This window comes from Achromobacter sp. B7, from assembly GCF_003600685.1.
Taxonomy (GTDB): Bacteria; Pseudomonadota; Gammaproteobacteria; order Burkholderiales; family Burkholderiaceae_B; genus Achromobacter; species Achromobacter spanius_B.
In genome coordinates this window covers 981,732-996,282 of record NZ_CP032084.1, presented here as the reverse complement: position 1 = coordinate 996,282, position 14,551 = coordinate 981,732, and the positions used below count along the sequence as shown (strand labels likewise).

The 14,551-nt window shown below is 67.0% G+C and carries 12 protein-coding genes; 5 read left to right on the top strand and 7 right to left on the bottom strand.

Annotation, left to right across the window (positions count from 1 at the left end):
• The first annotated feature begins 25 nt into the window (after window positions 1-25).
• The 3 genes from purH to ruvA all read left to right on the top strand — a co-directional run bounded on the left by purH (window position 26) and on the right by ruvA (window position 2,825).
• Entirely contained in the window at window positions 26-1,615 is a 1,590-nt protein-coding gene (gene purH / locus DVB37_RS04435; RefSeq protein ID WP_120154011.1) for a bifunctional phosphoribosylaminoimidazolecarboxamide formyltransferase/IMP cyclohydrolase, read from the top strand.
• Entirely contained in the window at window positions 1,615-2,163 is a 549-nt protein-coding gene (ruvC, locus tag DVB37_RS04430) for a crossover junction endodeoxyribonuclease RuvC (RefSeq protein ID WP_046803487.1), read from the top strand. The genes purH and ruvC overlap by 1 nt, the downstream gene beginning before the upstream one ends.
• Before the next feature lie 89 nt (window positions 2,164-2,252).
• Window positions 2,253-2,825, top strand: coding sequence for a Holliday junction branch migration protein RuvA (ruvA, locus tag DVB37_RS04425; protein ID WP_046803488.1), 573 nt, complete (start codon window positions 2,253-2,255; stop codon window positions 2,823-2,825).
• Here the strand turns inward: ruvA and DVB37_RS04420 are convergent.
• The 5 genes from DVB37_RS04420 to DVB37_RS04400 form a co-directional block, all read right to left on the bottom strand.
• A complete protein-coding gene (locus tag DVB37_RS04420) occupies window positions 2,822-3,742 on the bottom strand; it encodes a complex I NDUFA9 subunit family protein (RefSeq protein ID WP_120154009.1) in 921 nt (306 codons plus the stop codon). The two genes, ruvA and DVB37_RS04420, sit on opposite strands and share 4 nt — an antisense overlap.
• A gap of 104 nt (window positions 3,743-3,846) precedes the next feature.
• The gene (locus DVB37_RS04415; RefSeq protein ID WP_120154007.1) at window positions 3,847-4,812 is read right to left on the bottom strand and encodes a threo-3-hydroxy-L-aspartate ammonia-lyase; all 966 of its coding nucleotides are present in this window, start codon (window positions 4,810-4,812) and stop codon (window positions 3,847-3,849) included.
• Window positions 4,813-4,903: 91 nt separating this feature from the next.
• Window positions 4,904-5,977 (bottom strand): Holliday junction branch migration DNA helicase RuvB, encoded by a 1,074-nt coding sequence (gene ruvB / locus DVB37_RS04410; protein ID WP_046803491.1) that lies wholly within the window; start codon window positions 5,975-5,977, stop codon window positions 4,904-4,906.
• Window positions 5,978-6,078: 101 nt separating this feature from the next.
• Entirely contained in the window at window positions 6,079-7,689 is a 1,611-nt protein-coding gene (locus DVB37_RS04405) for an ATP-binding protein (RefSeq protein ID WP_120154005.1), read from the bottom strand.
• On the bottom strand, window positions 7,689-8,390 hold the full coding sequence (locus tag DVB37_RS04400) for a response regulator (RefSeq protein WP_039882801.1): 702 nt from the start codon (window positions 8,388-8,390) through the stop codon (window positions 7,689-7,691). Before DVB37_RS04400 ends, DVB37_RS04405 begins: the two co-directional genes overlap by 1 nt.
• A 292-nt stretch (window positions 8,391-8,682) precedes the next feature.
• Between DVB37_RS04400 and DVB37_RS04395 the strand changes: the two genes are divergently transcribed.
• Together DVB37_RS04395 and recQ are read left to right on the top strand one after the other, a co-directional pair.
• Complete coding sequence (locus DVB37_RS04395; RefSeq protein WP_240434037.1) at window positions 8,683-10,044, top strand: fimbrial protein; 1,362 nt, start codon at window positions 8,683-8,685, stop codon at window positions 10,042-10,044.
• A 92-nt stretch (window positions 10,045-10,136) separates the two neighbouring features.
• Window positions 10,137-11,966 carry a DNA helicase RecQ gene (gene recQ / locus DVB37_RS04390; RefSeq protein WP_120154001.1) on the top strand — a complete coding sequence of 610 codons (1,830 nt, stop codon included), beginning with the start codon at window positions 10,137-10,139 and terminating at the stop codon, window positions 11,964-11,966.
• 63 nt (window positions 11,967-12,029) lie between these two features.
• On the opposite strand, the gene DVB37_RS04385 is transcribed toward recQ, so the two are convergent.
• Together DVB37_RS04385 and DVB37_RS04380 are read right to left on the bottom strand one after the other, a co-directional pair.
• Window positions 12,030-13,085, bottom strand: coding sequence for a cytochrome d ubiquinol oxidase subunit II (locus DVB37_RS04385; protein ID WP_046803495.1), 1,056 nt, complete (start codon window positions 13,083-13,085; stop codon window positions 12,030-12,032).
• Window positions 13,082-14,425 (bottom strand): cytochrome ubiquinol oxidase subunit I, encoded by a 1,344-nt coding sequence (locus DVB37_RS04380; RefSeq protein WP_046803496.1) that lies wholly within the window; start codon window positions 14,423-14,425, stop codon window positions 13,082-13,084. Before DVB37_RS04380 ends, DVB37_RS04385 begins: the two co-directional genes overlap by 4 nt.
• Between the last annotated feature and the right edge of the window lie 126 nt (window positions 14,426-14,551).

Here is a 14,551-nt window from a genome sequence, read left to right as displayed (position 1 = left end):
CACCGCCCGACTCCCGTCCCCCACCATGAAAATCGAAACCGCCCTGCTTTCGGTGTCCGACAAGACCGGCATCGTTGAATTTGCCCGCGCCCTGGCCGCGCGTGGCGTACGCCTGCTGTCGACTGGCGGCACCGCCAAGCTGCTGGCCGACTCCGGCCTGACCGTCACCGAAGTGGCCGCCCACACGGGGTCGCCGGAAATCCTGGATGGCCGCGTCAAGACGCTGCACCCCAAGATTCATGGCGGCCTGCTGGCCCGTCGCGACAGCGCCGAGCACATGGACACCATCAAGGCGGCGGGCATCGACCGCATCGACATGCTGGTGGTGAACCTGTATCCGTTCCGTGAAACCGTGGCCAAGCCCGATTGCACGTTCGCGGACGCCGTCGAGAACATCGACATCGGCGGCCCGGCGATGCTGCGCGCGGCAGCCAAGAACCACGGCACCGAAGCGGGCGGCGTGACGGTCGTGATCGACCCGATCGACTATTCCCGCGTACTGGCCGAAATGGACAAGAGCGGCAGCACGTCCTACGGCCTGCGCCTGGCGCTGGCCTCGAAGGTCTACGCCCACACGGCGGCCTACGACGGCGCCATCGCCGCCTACCTGACCAGCCTGACCGAAGCCGAACCGGCCCAGGAAGCGGTGCCCGCCCGTAACGAATGGCCCGGCACGCTTACCTTGCAGGTCAAGCAGGAACAGGCGCTGCGCTACGGCGAAAACCCCCACCAGACCGCCGCGTTCTACGTCGACGCGCAGCGTCCGGCCGGGCTGCTGGGCAACTACCGCCAATTGCAGGGCAAGGAACTGTCCTACAACAACATCGCCGATGCCGACGCGGCATGGGAATGCGCGCGCAGCTTCGATGTGCCCGCCTGCGTCATCGTCAAGCACGCCAACCCGTGCGGTGTGGCCGTGGCGGCCGACACGCTGGGCGCCTACCAGCAAGCCTTCAAGACCGACCCGACGTCGGCCTTCGGCGGCATCATCGCCTTTAACCGTCCGGTGGACGCGGCCACGGCCGAAGCCGTCAGCGGCCAGTTCATGGAAGTGCTGCTGGCGCCCGCCTACGACGGCGCCGCGCTGGCCATCCTGGCCGCCAAGAAGAACGTGCGCGTGCTGGAAGTGCCGATGGGCGTGGGCCAGAACGCCTTCGACATCAAGCGCGTGGGCGGCGGCTGGCTGGTGCAGACCCCGGACGCCTACAACGTGCCGCGCGATGCGCTCAAGGTGGTCAGCAAGCGTCAGCCCACCGAACAGGAAATGAACGACCTGGCTTTCGCCTGGAAGGTCGCCAAGTACGTCAAGTCCAACGCCATCGTGTTCGTGGGCGGCGGCATGACGCTGGGCGTGGGCGCCGGCCAGATGAGCCGCATCGACTCGGCCCGCATTGCGTCGATCAAGGCGGAAAACGCCGGCCTGACGCTGCAAGGCTCGGCCGTAGCGTCGGATGCGTTCTTCCCGTTCCGCGACGGCCTGGACGTGGTGGTGGCGGCGGGCGCAACCTGCGTCATCCAGCCGGGCGGCAGCATGCGTGACGATGAAGTCATCGCCGCGGCCGACGAGCACGGCATCGCCATGGTGCTGACCGGCACCCGCCACTTCCGCCACTGATGCGCGTCCTGGGCATCGATCCCGGCTTGCGCCGCACCGGCTTCGGTGTGATCGATGCCGAGGGCTCGCGGCTGCGCTATGTCGCCAGCGGGACCATCGTGGTCCCGCCGGCGCTGACGCTGGCCGAGCGCCTGAAAGTCATCCTGGACAATCTGCGCGAGGTCGCGCGCGACACGCAACCCGATGTCGCGGCGCTTGAAATCGTTTTCCTGAACACCAACCCCGCGTCTACCCTGCTGCTGGGCCAGGCCCGTGGCGCCGCGTTGTGCGCGCTGGCCGACAGTTCGCTGGCGGTGCATGAATACACGGCCTTGCAGATCAAGAAAGCCGTGGTCGGCACCGGCCGCGCCGCCAAGGAGCAGGTGCAGATGATGGTGCAGCACCTGCTGTCGCTGGACGGCGTGCCCGCGCCCGACTCCGCCGACGCGCTGGCCTGCGCCATCTGTCACGCCCACGTCGGCCCCTTGCAGGACAAGCTGGAACGGCTGGGCACGGCGCTGCGCATGGGCGGCAAGACGCGCCTGCGCAATGGCCGCCTGATCGGCTGAGCCCGCAGCGCACCGCCTGCCCGGGCGTATAGAATGCCCGCATTCGCCGCGCATTCCGCGCGCGCCATTGCTACCAGGCCATCATCACCATGATCGGACGCATTACCGGAACCCTGATTGAAAAGCTGCCTCCCACCATCTGTGTGGACGTGGGCGGCGTGGGGTATGACATCGACGTGTCCATGAGCACGCTGTATTCGCTGCCGGAGACCGGCGCGCGCGTCACGCTTTATACACACCTGACCGTGCGTGAAGACGCGCACATCCTGTATGGCTTCGGCACCGCCGGCGAACGCAGCGCGTTTCGCCAGCTGATCAAGGTCAGCGGCATTGGCGCGCGCACGGCGCTGTCGGTGTTGTCCGGGATGTCGGTGGCCGACCTGGCGCAGGCCATTACCTTGCAGGAATCGGGCCGCCTGACGCGCGTGCCCGGCATCGGCAAGAAAACGGCGGAACGCCTGTTGTTGGAAATGCGCGGCAAGCTGGGGGCGGATATCGGGGCGTCGTCGCACGCCACGCCGGATAACCAGTCGGACATTTTGAACGCCCTGCTGGCGCTGGGTTATTCAGAGAAGGAGTCGCTGTCGGCGCTCAAGACCCTGCCCGAAGGCGTGGGCGTGTCCGACGGCATCAAGCAGGCATTGAAGGCGTTGGCGCGCTAAGGCGCACGCTGTAGATAGCGTGGCGCCACGGCTTCCAGGCCGGTCGGCACCACGCGCAATTCAGGCGCCATCGGACCCACGCAGACGTTATCGCGGCGCAGGGAATCCAGATTGTCGCGCGACATCAAGGGTTCGCCGGGCATGCACTCGAACAGGCGCGCCTGGATGCGCCCCACGCCCATCGGCACCGGTACCACCGGGCGCGGATGGCCGCTCCAGGCGGCGCACAGCCGCGCAATTTCACCCAGCGTGTAAACCTGCGGGCCGCCCAGTTCATAGGTTTTGCCACAGGTCTGGGAATCGCCCAGCGCGTTGGCCATGGCCACTACCACGTCGCCCACATACACCGGCTGCATGCGCGCGTTGGCGCCCGCCAGCGGCAAGACCGGCAGCCAGCGCGCCAGCGACGCAAACATATTCGTGAAGTTGTCGTCCGGGCCGAAGATGACCGAGGGCCGGAAGATCGTCCATCCCGTATCGTTGGCGGATGGGAATTCGCTTTTGACAGCGGCCTCGCCGTCGCCCTTGGAACGCTGGTACATGCTGTCGCCCTGGGAATCCGCCCCCAGCGCGCTCATGTGCAGCAGGCGCCGAACCCCGTGACGTTGGCACGTCCGCGCAATGCGTTGCGGCAGATGCACGTGCGCCCGCGCGAACGCCGAACCATAAGGCCGGCCGACGTTGCCGTGCAAGATGCCGACAAGATTGACCACCGCGTCGCAGCCCCGCACCAGGCGGTCCAGCACGGCATCGTCATGGATGTCAGTCTGGATCAGCGTGGTGGTCGGAAGGACTTGCAGTTCGCTGCCGCGCGCCAACAGGCGGGTGGGCACGATGATCTGGTGCAGGTCGGCGGAAAGTCGGGCAATCAGGTGACGGCCGATGAAACCGGTGCCGCCGATGACAAGGATACGCATGCCGCAGCCCCTGTTCGAGTCAGGATCGAGACCCGATTCTGCCCTGCACGGGCAACAACCGCAAGCACGCATCGACGGCCCGGGGACGGGCCGCCATTTCCGCGTCAGGAAGCCAGCAGCCGGGAGTAGACCGGAAGGTCGACATTGCCACCGCTGATGATGACACCGACCCGCGCGCCGCTTACCGGCACCACGTTTTGCATGACCGCCGCGGCAGCCAGGCAGCCCGTGGGTTCCACCACCATCTTCATGCGTTCGGCAAAGAACTTCATGGTGGTGACCAACTGCGCGTCCGTGACGGTGACGATATCGCGCACATACTTCTGGATCAGCGGGAACGTCAGATTGCCAAGGTGCGTGGTGGCGGCGCCGTCAGCCAGCGTCTTGGGCGCGGGAATCCGGACGATTTCACCCTTGCGCAGCGACTGCTGGCCGTCATTGCCCGCTTCCGGCTCAACGCCATACACCAGGCAACGCGGGCTTAGCGCAAACGCCGACAGGGCCGATCCCGACAACAAGCCGCCGCCGCCCAGGCAGACGAACAGATAGTCCAGTTCGCCCACTTCCTCGAACAACTCCTTGGCCGCCGTGCCCTGCCCCGTGATCACGTCTTCGTGGTCGTAAGGCGGGATCAGCGTGGCCCCGGTTTCGGCCTGGATGCGCAGCGCGATCTGCTCGCGGTCTTCGGTGTAGCGATCGTAGGTGACGATCTTGCCGCCGTAGCCTTCCGTGGCGGCGCGCTTGGCCGCGGGGGCGTCCAGCGGCATGATGATCGTGGCCGACACGCCTTGCAGCTTGGAAGCCAGCGCGATGGCCTGCGCGTGATTGCCCGACGAAAACGTGACCACGCCCGCCGCGCGCTGCTCCGGCGTCAGGCGCGCGATGGCGTTGAAGCCGCCGCGAAACTTGAACGCGCCCATGCGCTGGAAATTCTCGCACTTGAAGAAGATCGACGCGCCGCTGATCGCGTCGGCCGTGGCCGAGGTCAGGACGGGCGTGCGGTGGGCGTTGCCGGCCAGGCGCTCGCTGGCGCGTACGACGTCATCATAGGTAGGCAGTTCGGGCAGCATGGAAATCTGGTCCTTTGATCGCGGGAATGTCGAAAAACCCCAGGATCATAAACCCGTCACGCCGATTGCGCCGCCCGCCGAGGCGACTAGCCTATTTGTTGAACAGGTCGCCGCTGCCGGTGGCCGCGCCCGCCGGTGGCGCCAGGCCCAAATGGCGCCAGGTGGACAGCGTGGCGGTGCGCCCTCGCGGCGTGCGTTGCAGGTAGCCGTGCTGGATCAGATAAGGCTCGATCACGTCTTCGATGGTGTCGCGTTCTTCGCCGATCGCGGCGGCCAGGCTGTCCACGCCGACCGGGCCGCCATCGAACTTGTGGATGATGGCTTCAAGCAGCTTGCGGTCCATCAGGTCCAGGCCTTGGGGGTCCACTTCCAGCATGGCCAGCGCGCGGCCCGCGACGTCGGCGTCGATGGTGCCGCTGGCCTTGACCTCGGCGTAGTCGCGCACGCGGCGCAGCAGGCGGTTGGCGATGCGGGGCGTGCCGCGCGCACGGCGTGCCACTTCCGCCGCGCCGTCCGGCGTGATGACGGCGTTCAGCAAACCCGCGCTGCGGGTGACGATGTGGCCCAGGTCCGTGGCGTTGTAGAACTCAAGCCGCGACACGATGCCAAAACGATCACGCAGCGGGTTGGTCAACATGCCGGCTCGCGTGGTGGCGCCCACCAGCGTGAACGGTTGCAGGTCCAGCTTGACGCTGCGCGCGGCCGGGCCTTCACCGATCAGGATGTCGATCTGGAAGTCTTCCAGCGCCGGGTAGAGGATTTCCTCGACCACGGGCGACAGGCGGTGGATCTCGTCGATGAACAGCACATCGTTCTTTTCCAGGTTGGTCAGCAATGCCGCCAGGTCGCCGGGGCGTTCCAGCACGGGGCCGGACGTCTGGCGCAACTGCACGCCCATTTCATGCGCAATGATGTGGGCCAGCGTGGTCTTGCCCAGGCCCGGGGGGCCGAACAGCAGCACGTGGTCCAGCGCCTCGCCGCGCTTGCGCGCGGCCGCGATGAAGATTTCAAGCTGTTCGCGGGCGCGCTGCTGGCCGACGTATTCCTGAAGGGCCTTGGGCCGCAAGGCGCGCTCGATCGATTCCTCGTTGGGCGACACCGGCTGCGGCGCCACGATACGAGGGGCGTCGGGACGAGAGGAAAGGGAATCGGACTGAATGGCCATGGTGCGAAAAACGACAAGGGACGAAGCAGGATGCATCGTACCGTATGGCGAGTCGGCGGGTGCGGGCGGCGGTGGGGGCCACTAGCTGGCCCCCACCCGCGTCAGCCGTTTTCCGACAACGGCAGCTTCACCCGCACGCACAGCCCGCCGGATTCCGCCTGGCGCAGTTCCAGGGACCCGCCGTGCGCGCGCGCAATCGCCTCGGCCAGCGCCAGCCCCAAGCCCACGCTGCCCGTGCGGGTACGCGCGTCGTCCAGGCGGCTGAAGGGGCGCAGCGCCTCCTGGCGGCGTTCCGGCACGATGCCGGGGCCATGGTCCGACACGTCCAGCACGGCCTCGCGGTCTTCGCGGCGCAGGCTGACATTGACCGGCGGCGCGCCATGATTAAGCGCATTGCCGATCAGGTTATCCAACAGGCGGCCCAGCGCCACCGCGTCGGCCTGCACCACCAGCGGCGCATCGTCGTCCACGGACGCCAGATGGATATCGGTGCCCGCCCCCTGCCACGCGCCCACGCGTTCGACCAGCCAGTCGGACAGCACGATGGGGGCATAGCGGTAGGCGGCCGGGTCCGTGCCGCGCACAAAACCGATGAACTGGTCGACCATGTGCTGCATGTCTTGCAGGTCGGTGCGCAAGCCTTCCTTCAGCTTGGAATCGTCGGCCATTTCAATGCGCAGCCACATGCGCGACAACGGCCCCTTCAGGTCATGCGGCAGGCCGGACAGCAGCGTGCGGCGCACGGAGTCGGACTCGGCCAGGGCGTCCAGCATGGCGTTGAAGCGTTCGCCCAGCGCGCGGGTCTCGTGCGGGCCGGATGGTTCCACGCGCTGCGGCTGCCCGGCGGCAAGCTGGTCGGCCGCATCGGCCAAGCGCGTGATGGGGCGCGTGATGTGCCACGAAAAGCCCACGGCCAACAGCAGCAACAGGCCCAATCCGCCCAGCCAGGCCGCGATGAACGGCGTGGCAACGGGCGGGTCCAGCCGTTCCAGGGGAATGACCAGCCATTCGCGCAGGCGCGGTACGTCTTCGCTGGCGGAATTGGGCGCCAGCGAAATGAAGATCTCGGGCGTGGGGCCGCGCGACAGCGCCACGCGCGTGCCGTCATTGAGCCGTTCGTTCAGCAACTGCACCAGCACGCGCAGGTCGCGACGGATGTCGTCGGGTTCGGGCTGGTAGCGCTTCATGCGCTCTTCATGGGCGGCGTGGTCGGCCTCGCGCTGCTGGGCGCTGCGCGAGTCGCCGGGGTCGACGCCGCGCCCGTCAGACGGCGGCGGAGGCGGCGATTCGCCGGGCCGGGAGTCGGGTCGCGAATCGGGCCGGGTGTCGGAACGGGTGTCGGGCCGGGTGTCGGAAGGCGGCGGCGGTGGCGGACGTGGCGCGGCACGTGGCGGCGGCGGCGGACGGCGGCCGTTGAAACGCTGAAGCTTGGCTTCGGCCGGCAACACGCGCGACCACAGGCGCCACTGGTTCTGCGACGCGGTGCGCACGAAATCGGCGCGGTCCTCGGCGGGCACCTCGGACAGCGCCGCGCGCAGCGTGCGGATCGTGGTGACGATATAGCCGATGGCCACGTCTTCCATGAACTTGTGCCGGAAGTAAGACACCGTCACCAGCGTGGCCGCTTGCGTCAACAGCACGGCGCCCAGGATCAGCAGGATCAGGCGCGCCCGCAACGAGCGCGGCACCAGGAAGCGGGCGGGAAAACGCATCAGGGGGAAAACCGGTAGCCGATGCCCCAGACGGTCTGGATCCAGCGCGGTTGCTTGGGGTCGTCTTCAATGACGCGGCGCAGGCGCAGGATGGCGATGTCGATGGCGCGGTCGTTGCGTTCGCCCGCGTCATCGTCGCGCGCCAGCGCCAGCAGGCGTTCGCGCGACAACGGCTTGCCCGCGTTGCGCACCAGCGCTTCCAGCAGGTTGATTTCGCCGCCGGTCAGCTTGACGACGGTGCCGTCACGGGACAACTGGCGGGTGGACGGGTCGAACAGGAACGGGCCGAACGTGACCGGCGCGTCTTTGGTCAGCGCGGACGGGCCGCGCTTGCGACGCAGCACGGCTTCAATGCGGGCCAGCAGTTCGCGCGGGTCGAAGGGCTTGCCGACATAATCGTCGGCGCCGGCTTCCAGGCCGATGATGCGGTCCACCGCCTCGTCGCGCGCGGTCAGCAAAATGACGGGGATGTCTTCGCCTTGCTCGCGCAGGCGGCGGCAGGCGTCGGCGCCATCGCCGCCGGGCAGCATGCGGTCAAGCACGAGCAAGTCGGGCGCGTAGCGGGTAATGCGCGACGACAGATCGGTGGCGTCCGGCGCCAGCAAGGTGTCGTAGCCGTGCCGATTCAGGTAGTCGGCCAGCAGTTGTCTTAGGGCCGGGTCGTCGTCCACGACCAGCAGCTTGGTATGAGGATTGTCCATGGATGCCATAGTGCGGCGCGGCGCGCCAAGCCGCAAGGGGCAGGAAATCAACTGAAATACACCTGTTGCATGATGTACGGCGGGCGTCTGGAAACGCTCCGGCAGCAGCTACCACGGGCGGTGGGCGCGTGATCGGCGGCGGGTTTGCAGGTGCTTGGCCATCTGCAAAACCTGTTCCGGACCCTTTTCCGCACCGGCCGACTAGCCGTAAAATACCGCTTGCCTTGCCGCTGGTCCGGTTTACTAAAAATCGTTTACAGCTACCGCGGCGTCCCCTTTCTACACTGTTTTTATGGTCGCCCCTGCAAACTGGCGCAGACGGCTGTTGCATGCGGCGCTGACGGCGGGAATGTGCTGCCCGCTGGCTACCGCGCTTGCCGACACGCTGGCTGCGTCCCCCCTTCCTAATTCGATGCCCGCCCAGGGCGCGCCGGTGCTGGTGGCACGCGGCATCGGCGTACTGTCCCCGGTACAGCCGATCCCCGTGCGCCCGGCGCCGTCGATCGAATCGCGTGCCGTGCCCCTGGGCCCGCCGCCCTGCGGCTTGCGGGCCGCCGAGCCGGCCTTGGACACCAGCGTGCAAGGCACCGAGGACAGCGGCGACGAAGCAATTCCCGGTTTGAATACCGGCTTGTCGCAAGGCATGGAGGGGGGCGCGCTGGCTTGCGACGATCAGGTTGCGGGCGCGGCCGACGGCAAGGCGCCGGACGACAGCGGCACGTCGGACAGCAGCGTGCCGGACTATTCCTTCGCGCTGGAAGAAAGTGACATACCCCGCATCCCCGTCGTGGTGATTTCGGGCGTGTCGCGCCCGACTCGCCCGTGGTTTTCATCGGTCAGCGGCCAGGACGGCCTGCGTTACGGCGGCGACCGCAATTGGGTCTACCGCAACACCGCCGGCCCGTCGCTGACGGTGGGCAACATCAACGCCAACGCCCCCGCCTGGGGCAGCACCGCCCCGGTAGGCGGCTTGCAGATCGCCAATTGGGCCGGGTCGGCCGCCACCGTGCCGGAGGGCAGCTTTGGCTATTCGTCGTCGGTGGGCAAGCTCAACCGCATGGACCCCGCCGCCAGTTCAGGCGCGGTGGACTATGGCGCGTCGGTCGGCATGGGCAGCGTGCGCTACGGCCTGACGCCCGCGCTGACCGTCGAAGGCCAGATGCAAAGCGCCCCGTCGCTGACCACGCGCGGCATGGGCACCACCTATGCCGCTGGCGAATACGGCACCTTCCAGGCCGGCGCCACGCAAAGTTCGTTCGACGCGTCCAACGCCTGGCGCTACCGCTTCGGCTACAACGTCGAGGTTGCGGACGCCGTCAACCTGGGCTACACGAACGAGCAGATCGGTGCGGGGTTCGGCGACCTGTCCAATTACTCCGGCGGCGTGGCCGCGGCCCCGCAATCGCGCAATACGCTGTCGGCCGGTGTGCCGATCCAGGGCTGGGGCACCTTCAGCGGCACCTATTCGGGCCTGCACGAAGGCTCGGTGCTTGCCGAGCAGCGCGTGGGGCTGACCCACAGCATGTTCGTCGCGCCCAAGGTCAAGCTGGCCGTGGGCGCCGACCGCGACATCGTGTCGGGCAACTATGAATGGCGGGCCAACCTGAGCATGCCGGTGGACACCTTCATGCGCGGCACGTGGCTGAGCTGGTAGCAGGCCGCAAGCCGGACGGAAATATCCCCCTGAAACAGGCGCCCGGAAATTGCGGCTTAAAATCCCTGCCATGATGCTTCCGGCCTACCCCCATGTCTGACGCGCGCGCCCTGGGCGTACTACAGCGCGTTTTCGGTTACGAATCCTTCCGCGGCGACCAGCAAGCCATTGTCGAACAAGTGATCGACGGCGGCGACGCGCTGGTCCTGATGCCCACGGGCGGAGGGAAATCGCTCTGTTACCAGATTCCGTCGCTGGTGCGCGAAGGCACCGGCATTGTCGTGTCGCCCCTGATTGCGCTGATGCAGGACCAGGTCGACGCCCTGACCGAATTGGGCGTGCGCGCCGCGTTCCTGAACTCCACGCAGGACTGGCGCGTGGCCCGCGACGTCGAACAGGCGTTTCTGGTCGGCGAGCTGGATCTGCTTTACGTCGCCCCCGAACGGCTGCTGACCGACCGCTGCCTGCAACTGCTGGAACGCGGCCGCATCGCCCTGTTCGCTATCGACGAAGCGCATTGCGTGTCGCAGTGGGGCCATGATTTCCGGCCGGAATACCTGGGCCTGTCCATGCTGCACGAGCGCTGGCCAGATGTGCCGCGCATCGCGCTGACGGCCACGGCCACGGCCGAGACCCGGACCGAGATCGCCCAACGCCTGTCGCTGGACGACGCCCGGCACTTCGTGTCCAGCTTCGACCGCCCCAACATCCGCTACCGCATCGTTGAAAAGAACGAAGTGCGCAAACAGCTGCTGGAAATGATCCGCACGGAACACCAGGGCGAGTCCGGCGTGGTGTACGGCCTGTCGCGGGCGCGGGTCGAGGAAACCGCCGAATTCCTGTGCAACCAGGGCATTGACGCCATGCCGTATCACGCGGGGCTCAGCCCGCAGGTGCGCGCCGCCAACCAATCCCGGTTCCTGCGCGAAGACGGCGTGGTCATGGTGGCCACCATTGCCTTCGGCATGGGCATCGACAAGCCTGACGTGCGCTTCGTGGCGCACATCGACCTGCCCAAGTCGGTTGAAGGCTACTACCAGGAAACCGGCCGGGCCGGCCGTGATGGGCTGCCCGCCACGGCGTGGCTGGCTTACGGCCTGCAAGACGTGGTGCAACAGCGCCGCATGATCGATGAATCCCCCGGCGACGAATCCTATCGCCGTCGGCTGGGTCAACAGCTGGACGCGATGCTGGGCCTGTGCGAAACGGTGGAATGCCGGCGCGTGCGGCTGCTGGCGTACTTTGGCCAGCACATTACCGCCTGCGGCAACTGCGACGTCTGCCTGGAACCGCCGCAAGCCTGGGACGGCACGGTGGCCGCGCAGAAAGTGCTGTCCGCCGTCTACCGCTTGTGGAAAGAACGCGGCCAGCGCTATGGCGCGGGCCACATCATCGACATTCTGCGTGGCAAGGTCACCGACCGCACCAAGCAGCACGGCCATGAAACGCTAAGCGTGTTCGGCGTGGGCGAAGACCTTAGCGATACCGCGTGGCGCGGCGTGCTGCGCCAGCTGCTGGCGCAAGGCTTGTTGACGGTGGACAACGAAGGCTTCGGCACCCTGGCCCTGACCGAAGGCAGCCGCGCGGTGCTCAAGGGCGAACGCCAGCTGATGCTGCGCCGCGAATCCGAAAAGAAGACGCGGTCGGGCAAGACCAGCAGCGGGCGGCCCAAGGCAGCGGCCATCGACCTGCCGGCCGAACTGCAACCCGTGTTCGAAGCCCTGCGCGCCTGGCGCGGCGAAGTGGCCAAGAGCCACGGCGTGCCGGCCTATGTCATTTTCCATGACGCCACGCTGCGTGAAATTGCCCTGGCGCAGCCAGAGTCCATGGACGCCCTTAGCCACATCAGCGGCGTGGGCGCACGCAAGCTGGAAGCCTACGGCGAAGAAATCCTGCAACGCGTGGCCAAGCCGGTGCTGTAAGGGCCCGCCCCTGGGGAGCGTTCCTTTTTCCGGCGCCCCGCCCCGCGCCCCACGCCTCAAGCTTCAATACGACGGCGGCGGCAACAGCGGCACCGGCGGGCGTTCCTTGCCGAACACCGACCGGTACGCCAGGATGTTGAACACCAACACCACCGGAATGCCCACGACCGCGCCGGCCATGACCAGGCGCATCGACCCCAGCGCGCCCGCGCCATCCCACAGCGTCATGTCGTCCAGGATCAGGTACGGGAACAGGCTGTAGGCCAAGCCGCTCAACATCAGCAGGAACAGCGCCACGCACAGCACGAAGGGCAACCAGCTGAAGCGGTCGGCGCGGCCGGGAAGGCGCGTCAGCAGCATTTCGGCCGCGACATAGCCTGCCAGCATCAGCACCCACACCGTGGCGGCCAGGCTCAGGTGCGCGATGTTGCTCCATTTGTAGAAGATGCCGGCATTGGCCAGGCCCAGCGTCACGGCAATGGCCACCATGCCCACCGCCGTCCAGCGGATGGCGTGGCGCGCCCAATAGGCGGCGCGGCGTTGCAAATCGCCGTCCACGCGCATGACCAACCACGATGCACCCAGCAGCACATAGGCGGCTACCGCGCACAGGCCGACGAACATGGCGAACCAGCCGTAGCCCGCATCGGACTGATAGCCCGTGGCGATGCGCCCCAGCAGCATGCCCTGCCCGAACGCCGTGATGAGGGAGCCCGCCCAAAAGCCGAAGATCCAGCGCGGCTTCATTTCGTTGCGCGCGCGGATGCGGAATTCAAACGACACGCTGCGCAGCACCACGCCCAGCACCATGAACGTCAACGGCCCGTACAGCTTGCCCAGCACCGCCCCCCACGCAAACGGGAATGCCGAGGCGAACAGCCCCATGCCCAGCAGCAACCAGAATTCGTTGGCGTCGCGCCACGGGCTCAACAGCGACATCATGCGGCCGCGCTCGTGTTCGGGCGCCAGTTGCAGCAGGATGCCCACGCCCAGATCGAAGCCGTCCAGGACCATGCCGGCGGCAATCACCACGAACAACAGGCCCATGAAGGCCAACGGCATCCAGAAAGAAGGGTCTTCGGGGCTGAGCCCCTGCGACGCGGCCAGCATGGCGATCATGGCGAGCCTCCGCCCAATTTACGTACCGGCACCACCCCATAGCGGGCGGCGTGAAACAGCATGCCCGTGAACGCGGCCAGCAGCAGGGCATACAGCAGGCCATAGCCCATCAGCCCGTAGAGCACCGTGCTGGACGGCATCTGCCCCAGCACTTCGGATTGCGTGATCGTGCCGTTCACCACGAAAGGTTGCAGGCCGATGATTGACACCCACCAAGTGGCCACCACGGCGATTCCGCCCGAAAACATCATGCCGCACAGCACGCGCTGCCACCACACGGGCAGCGTCGATGGGTCCAGCCCGCGCCGGAACGTCCACAGGAACGTCACGCACGCCACGGCCAGCATCAACAGCCCCGCCGCCACCGCCACCCGCAGCGACCAGAACGTCAAGGCCACCGGCGGCAACATGCCGGAATACTTGTCCAGGCCCCGGTAGGTGCCGTCGGCGTTGCGATGCAGCCAGCGGCCACCGGCATTGTGAATGGTGATGTCGGACACGTTGGTGTGGGCGCGCGCATCGGGCCAGCCAAACAGCACCAGCTGAGGTTCGGCGCCGCTTTCCCAGAAGCCGGCGGCGGCGGCGGCCTTGGCCGGTTGCAGCTTGGCCACCATCTGGCCCGCGCCGGTGGCCACGGGAATTTGAAGGATCGCGGCCAGCACAGCGATGACCAGCGCGGTCTTGAAGGCGTTGCGTTCGCCATCGCCCAGCGGACGGCGCAGCGCCTGCAATGCCGTCACGCCCATCATCAGGAATGAGGCAGCCAGCGCCGCGCCCACCGCCACCACGGCCATGCGCCAGCCCAACGACGGGTTCAGCACCACGGCCACCCAGTCGTAGACCTGGTAGCGGCCATCGACCAGGATCGCGCCATCGGGTGTCTGCATCCATGACTGCAAGGCCAGCACCCAGAACACCGCCACCAACTGGCCCACGGCCACCATCAGCACGGCCAGGGTATGGGCGCCGTCGGACACCCGGCGCTGCCCGAACAGCATGACGCCCAGAAAGCAGGACTTCAGGATGAATACCGACAGGATGCCGTAGCCCAGCAGCGGGCCGGCCACGTTGCCGATCTTGTCCATCAGGCCCGCCCACAGGCTGCCTATCTGGATCAGCACGGGCACGCTGGCCGCCAATGTCAGGACGAAGGCCAGCGCAAAAATGCGCACCCAGAACCGATAGGCGGCGGTCCAGCCGGGGCGGCCGGACCAGCGGGCGCGCACTTTAAAAAACAGAAGCACCCAGGCAAGCGCCAGGGAAACCGCCAGGAAAAGCGCCAGAAAGCTCAGGCTGGCCACGAACTGCGCACGGGCCAGGGAAAGGGTGGATATATCCATGATGGCCCGTAGTGTAGAGCCAGTTACAAGGCTGTGGGGACAGTTTGAAACCGGTTGCAGAGGGTTCAAAAAGGCCCCTGTTGCGGAACGTGGCAAAATTGACGCTTTGTCGCCGCTTTTTCCTAT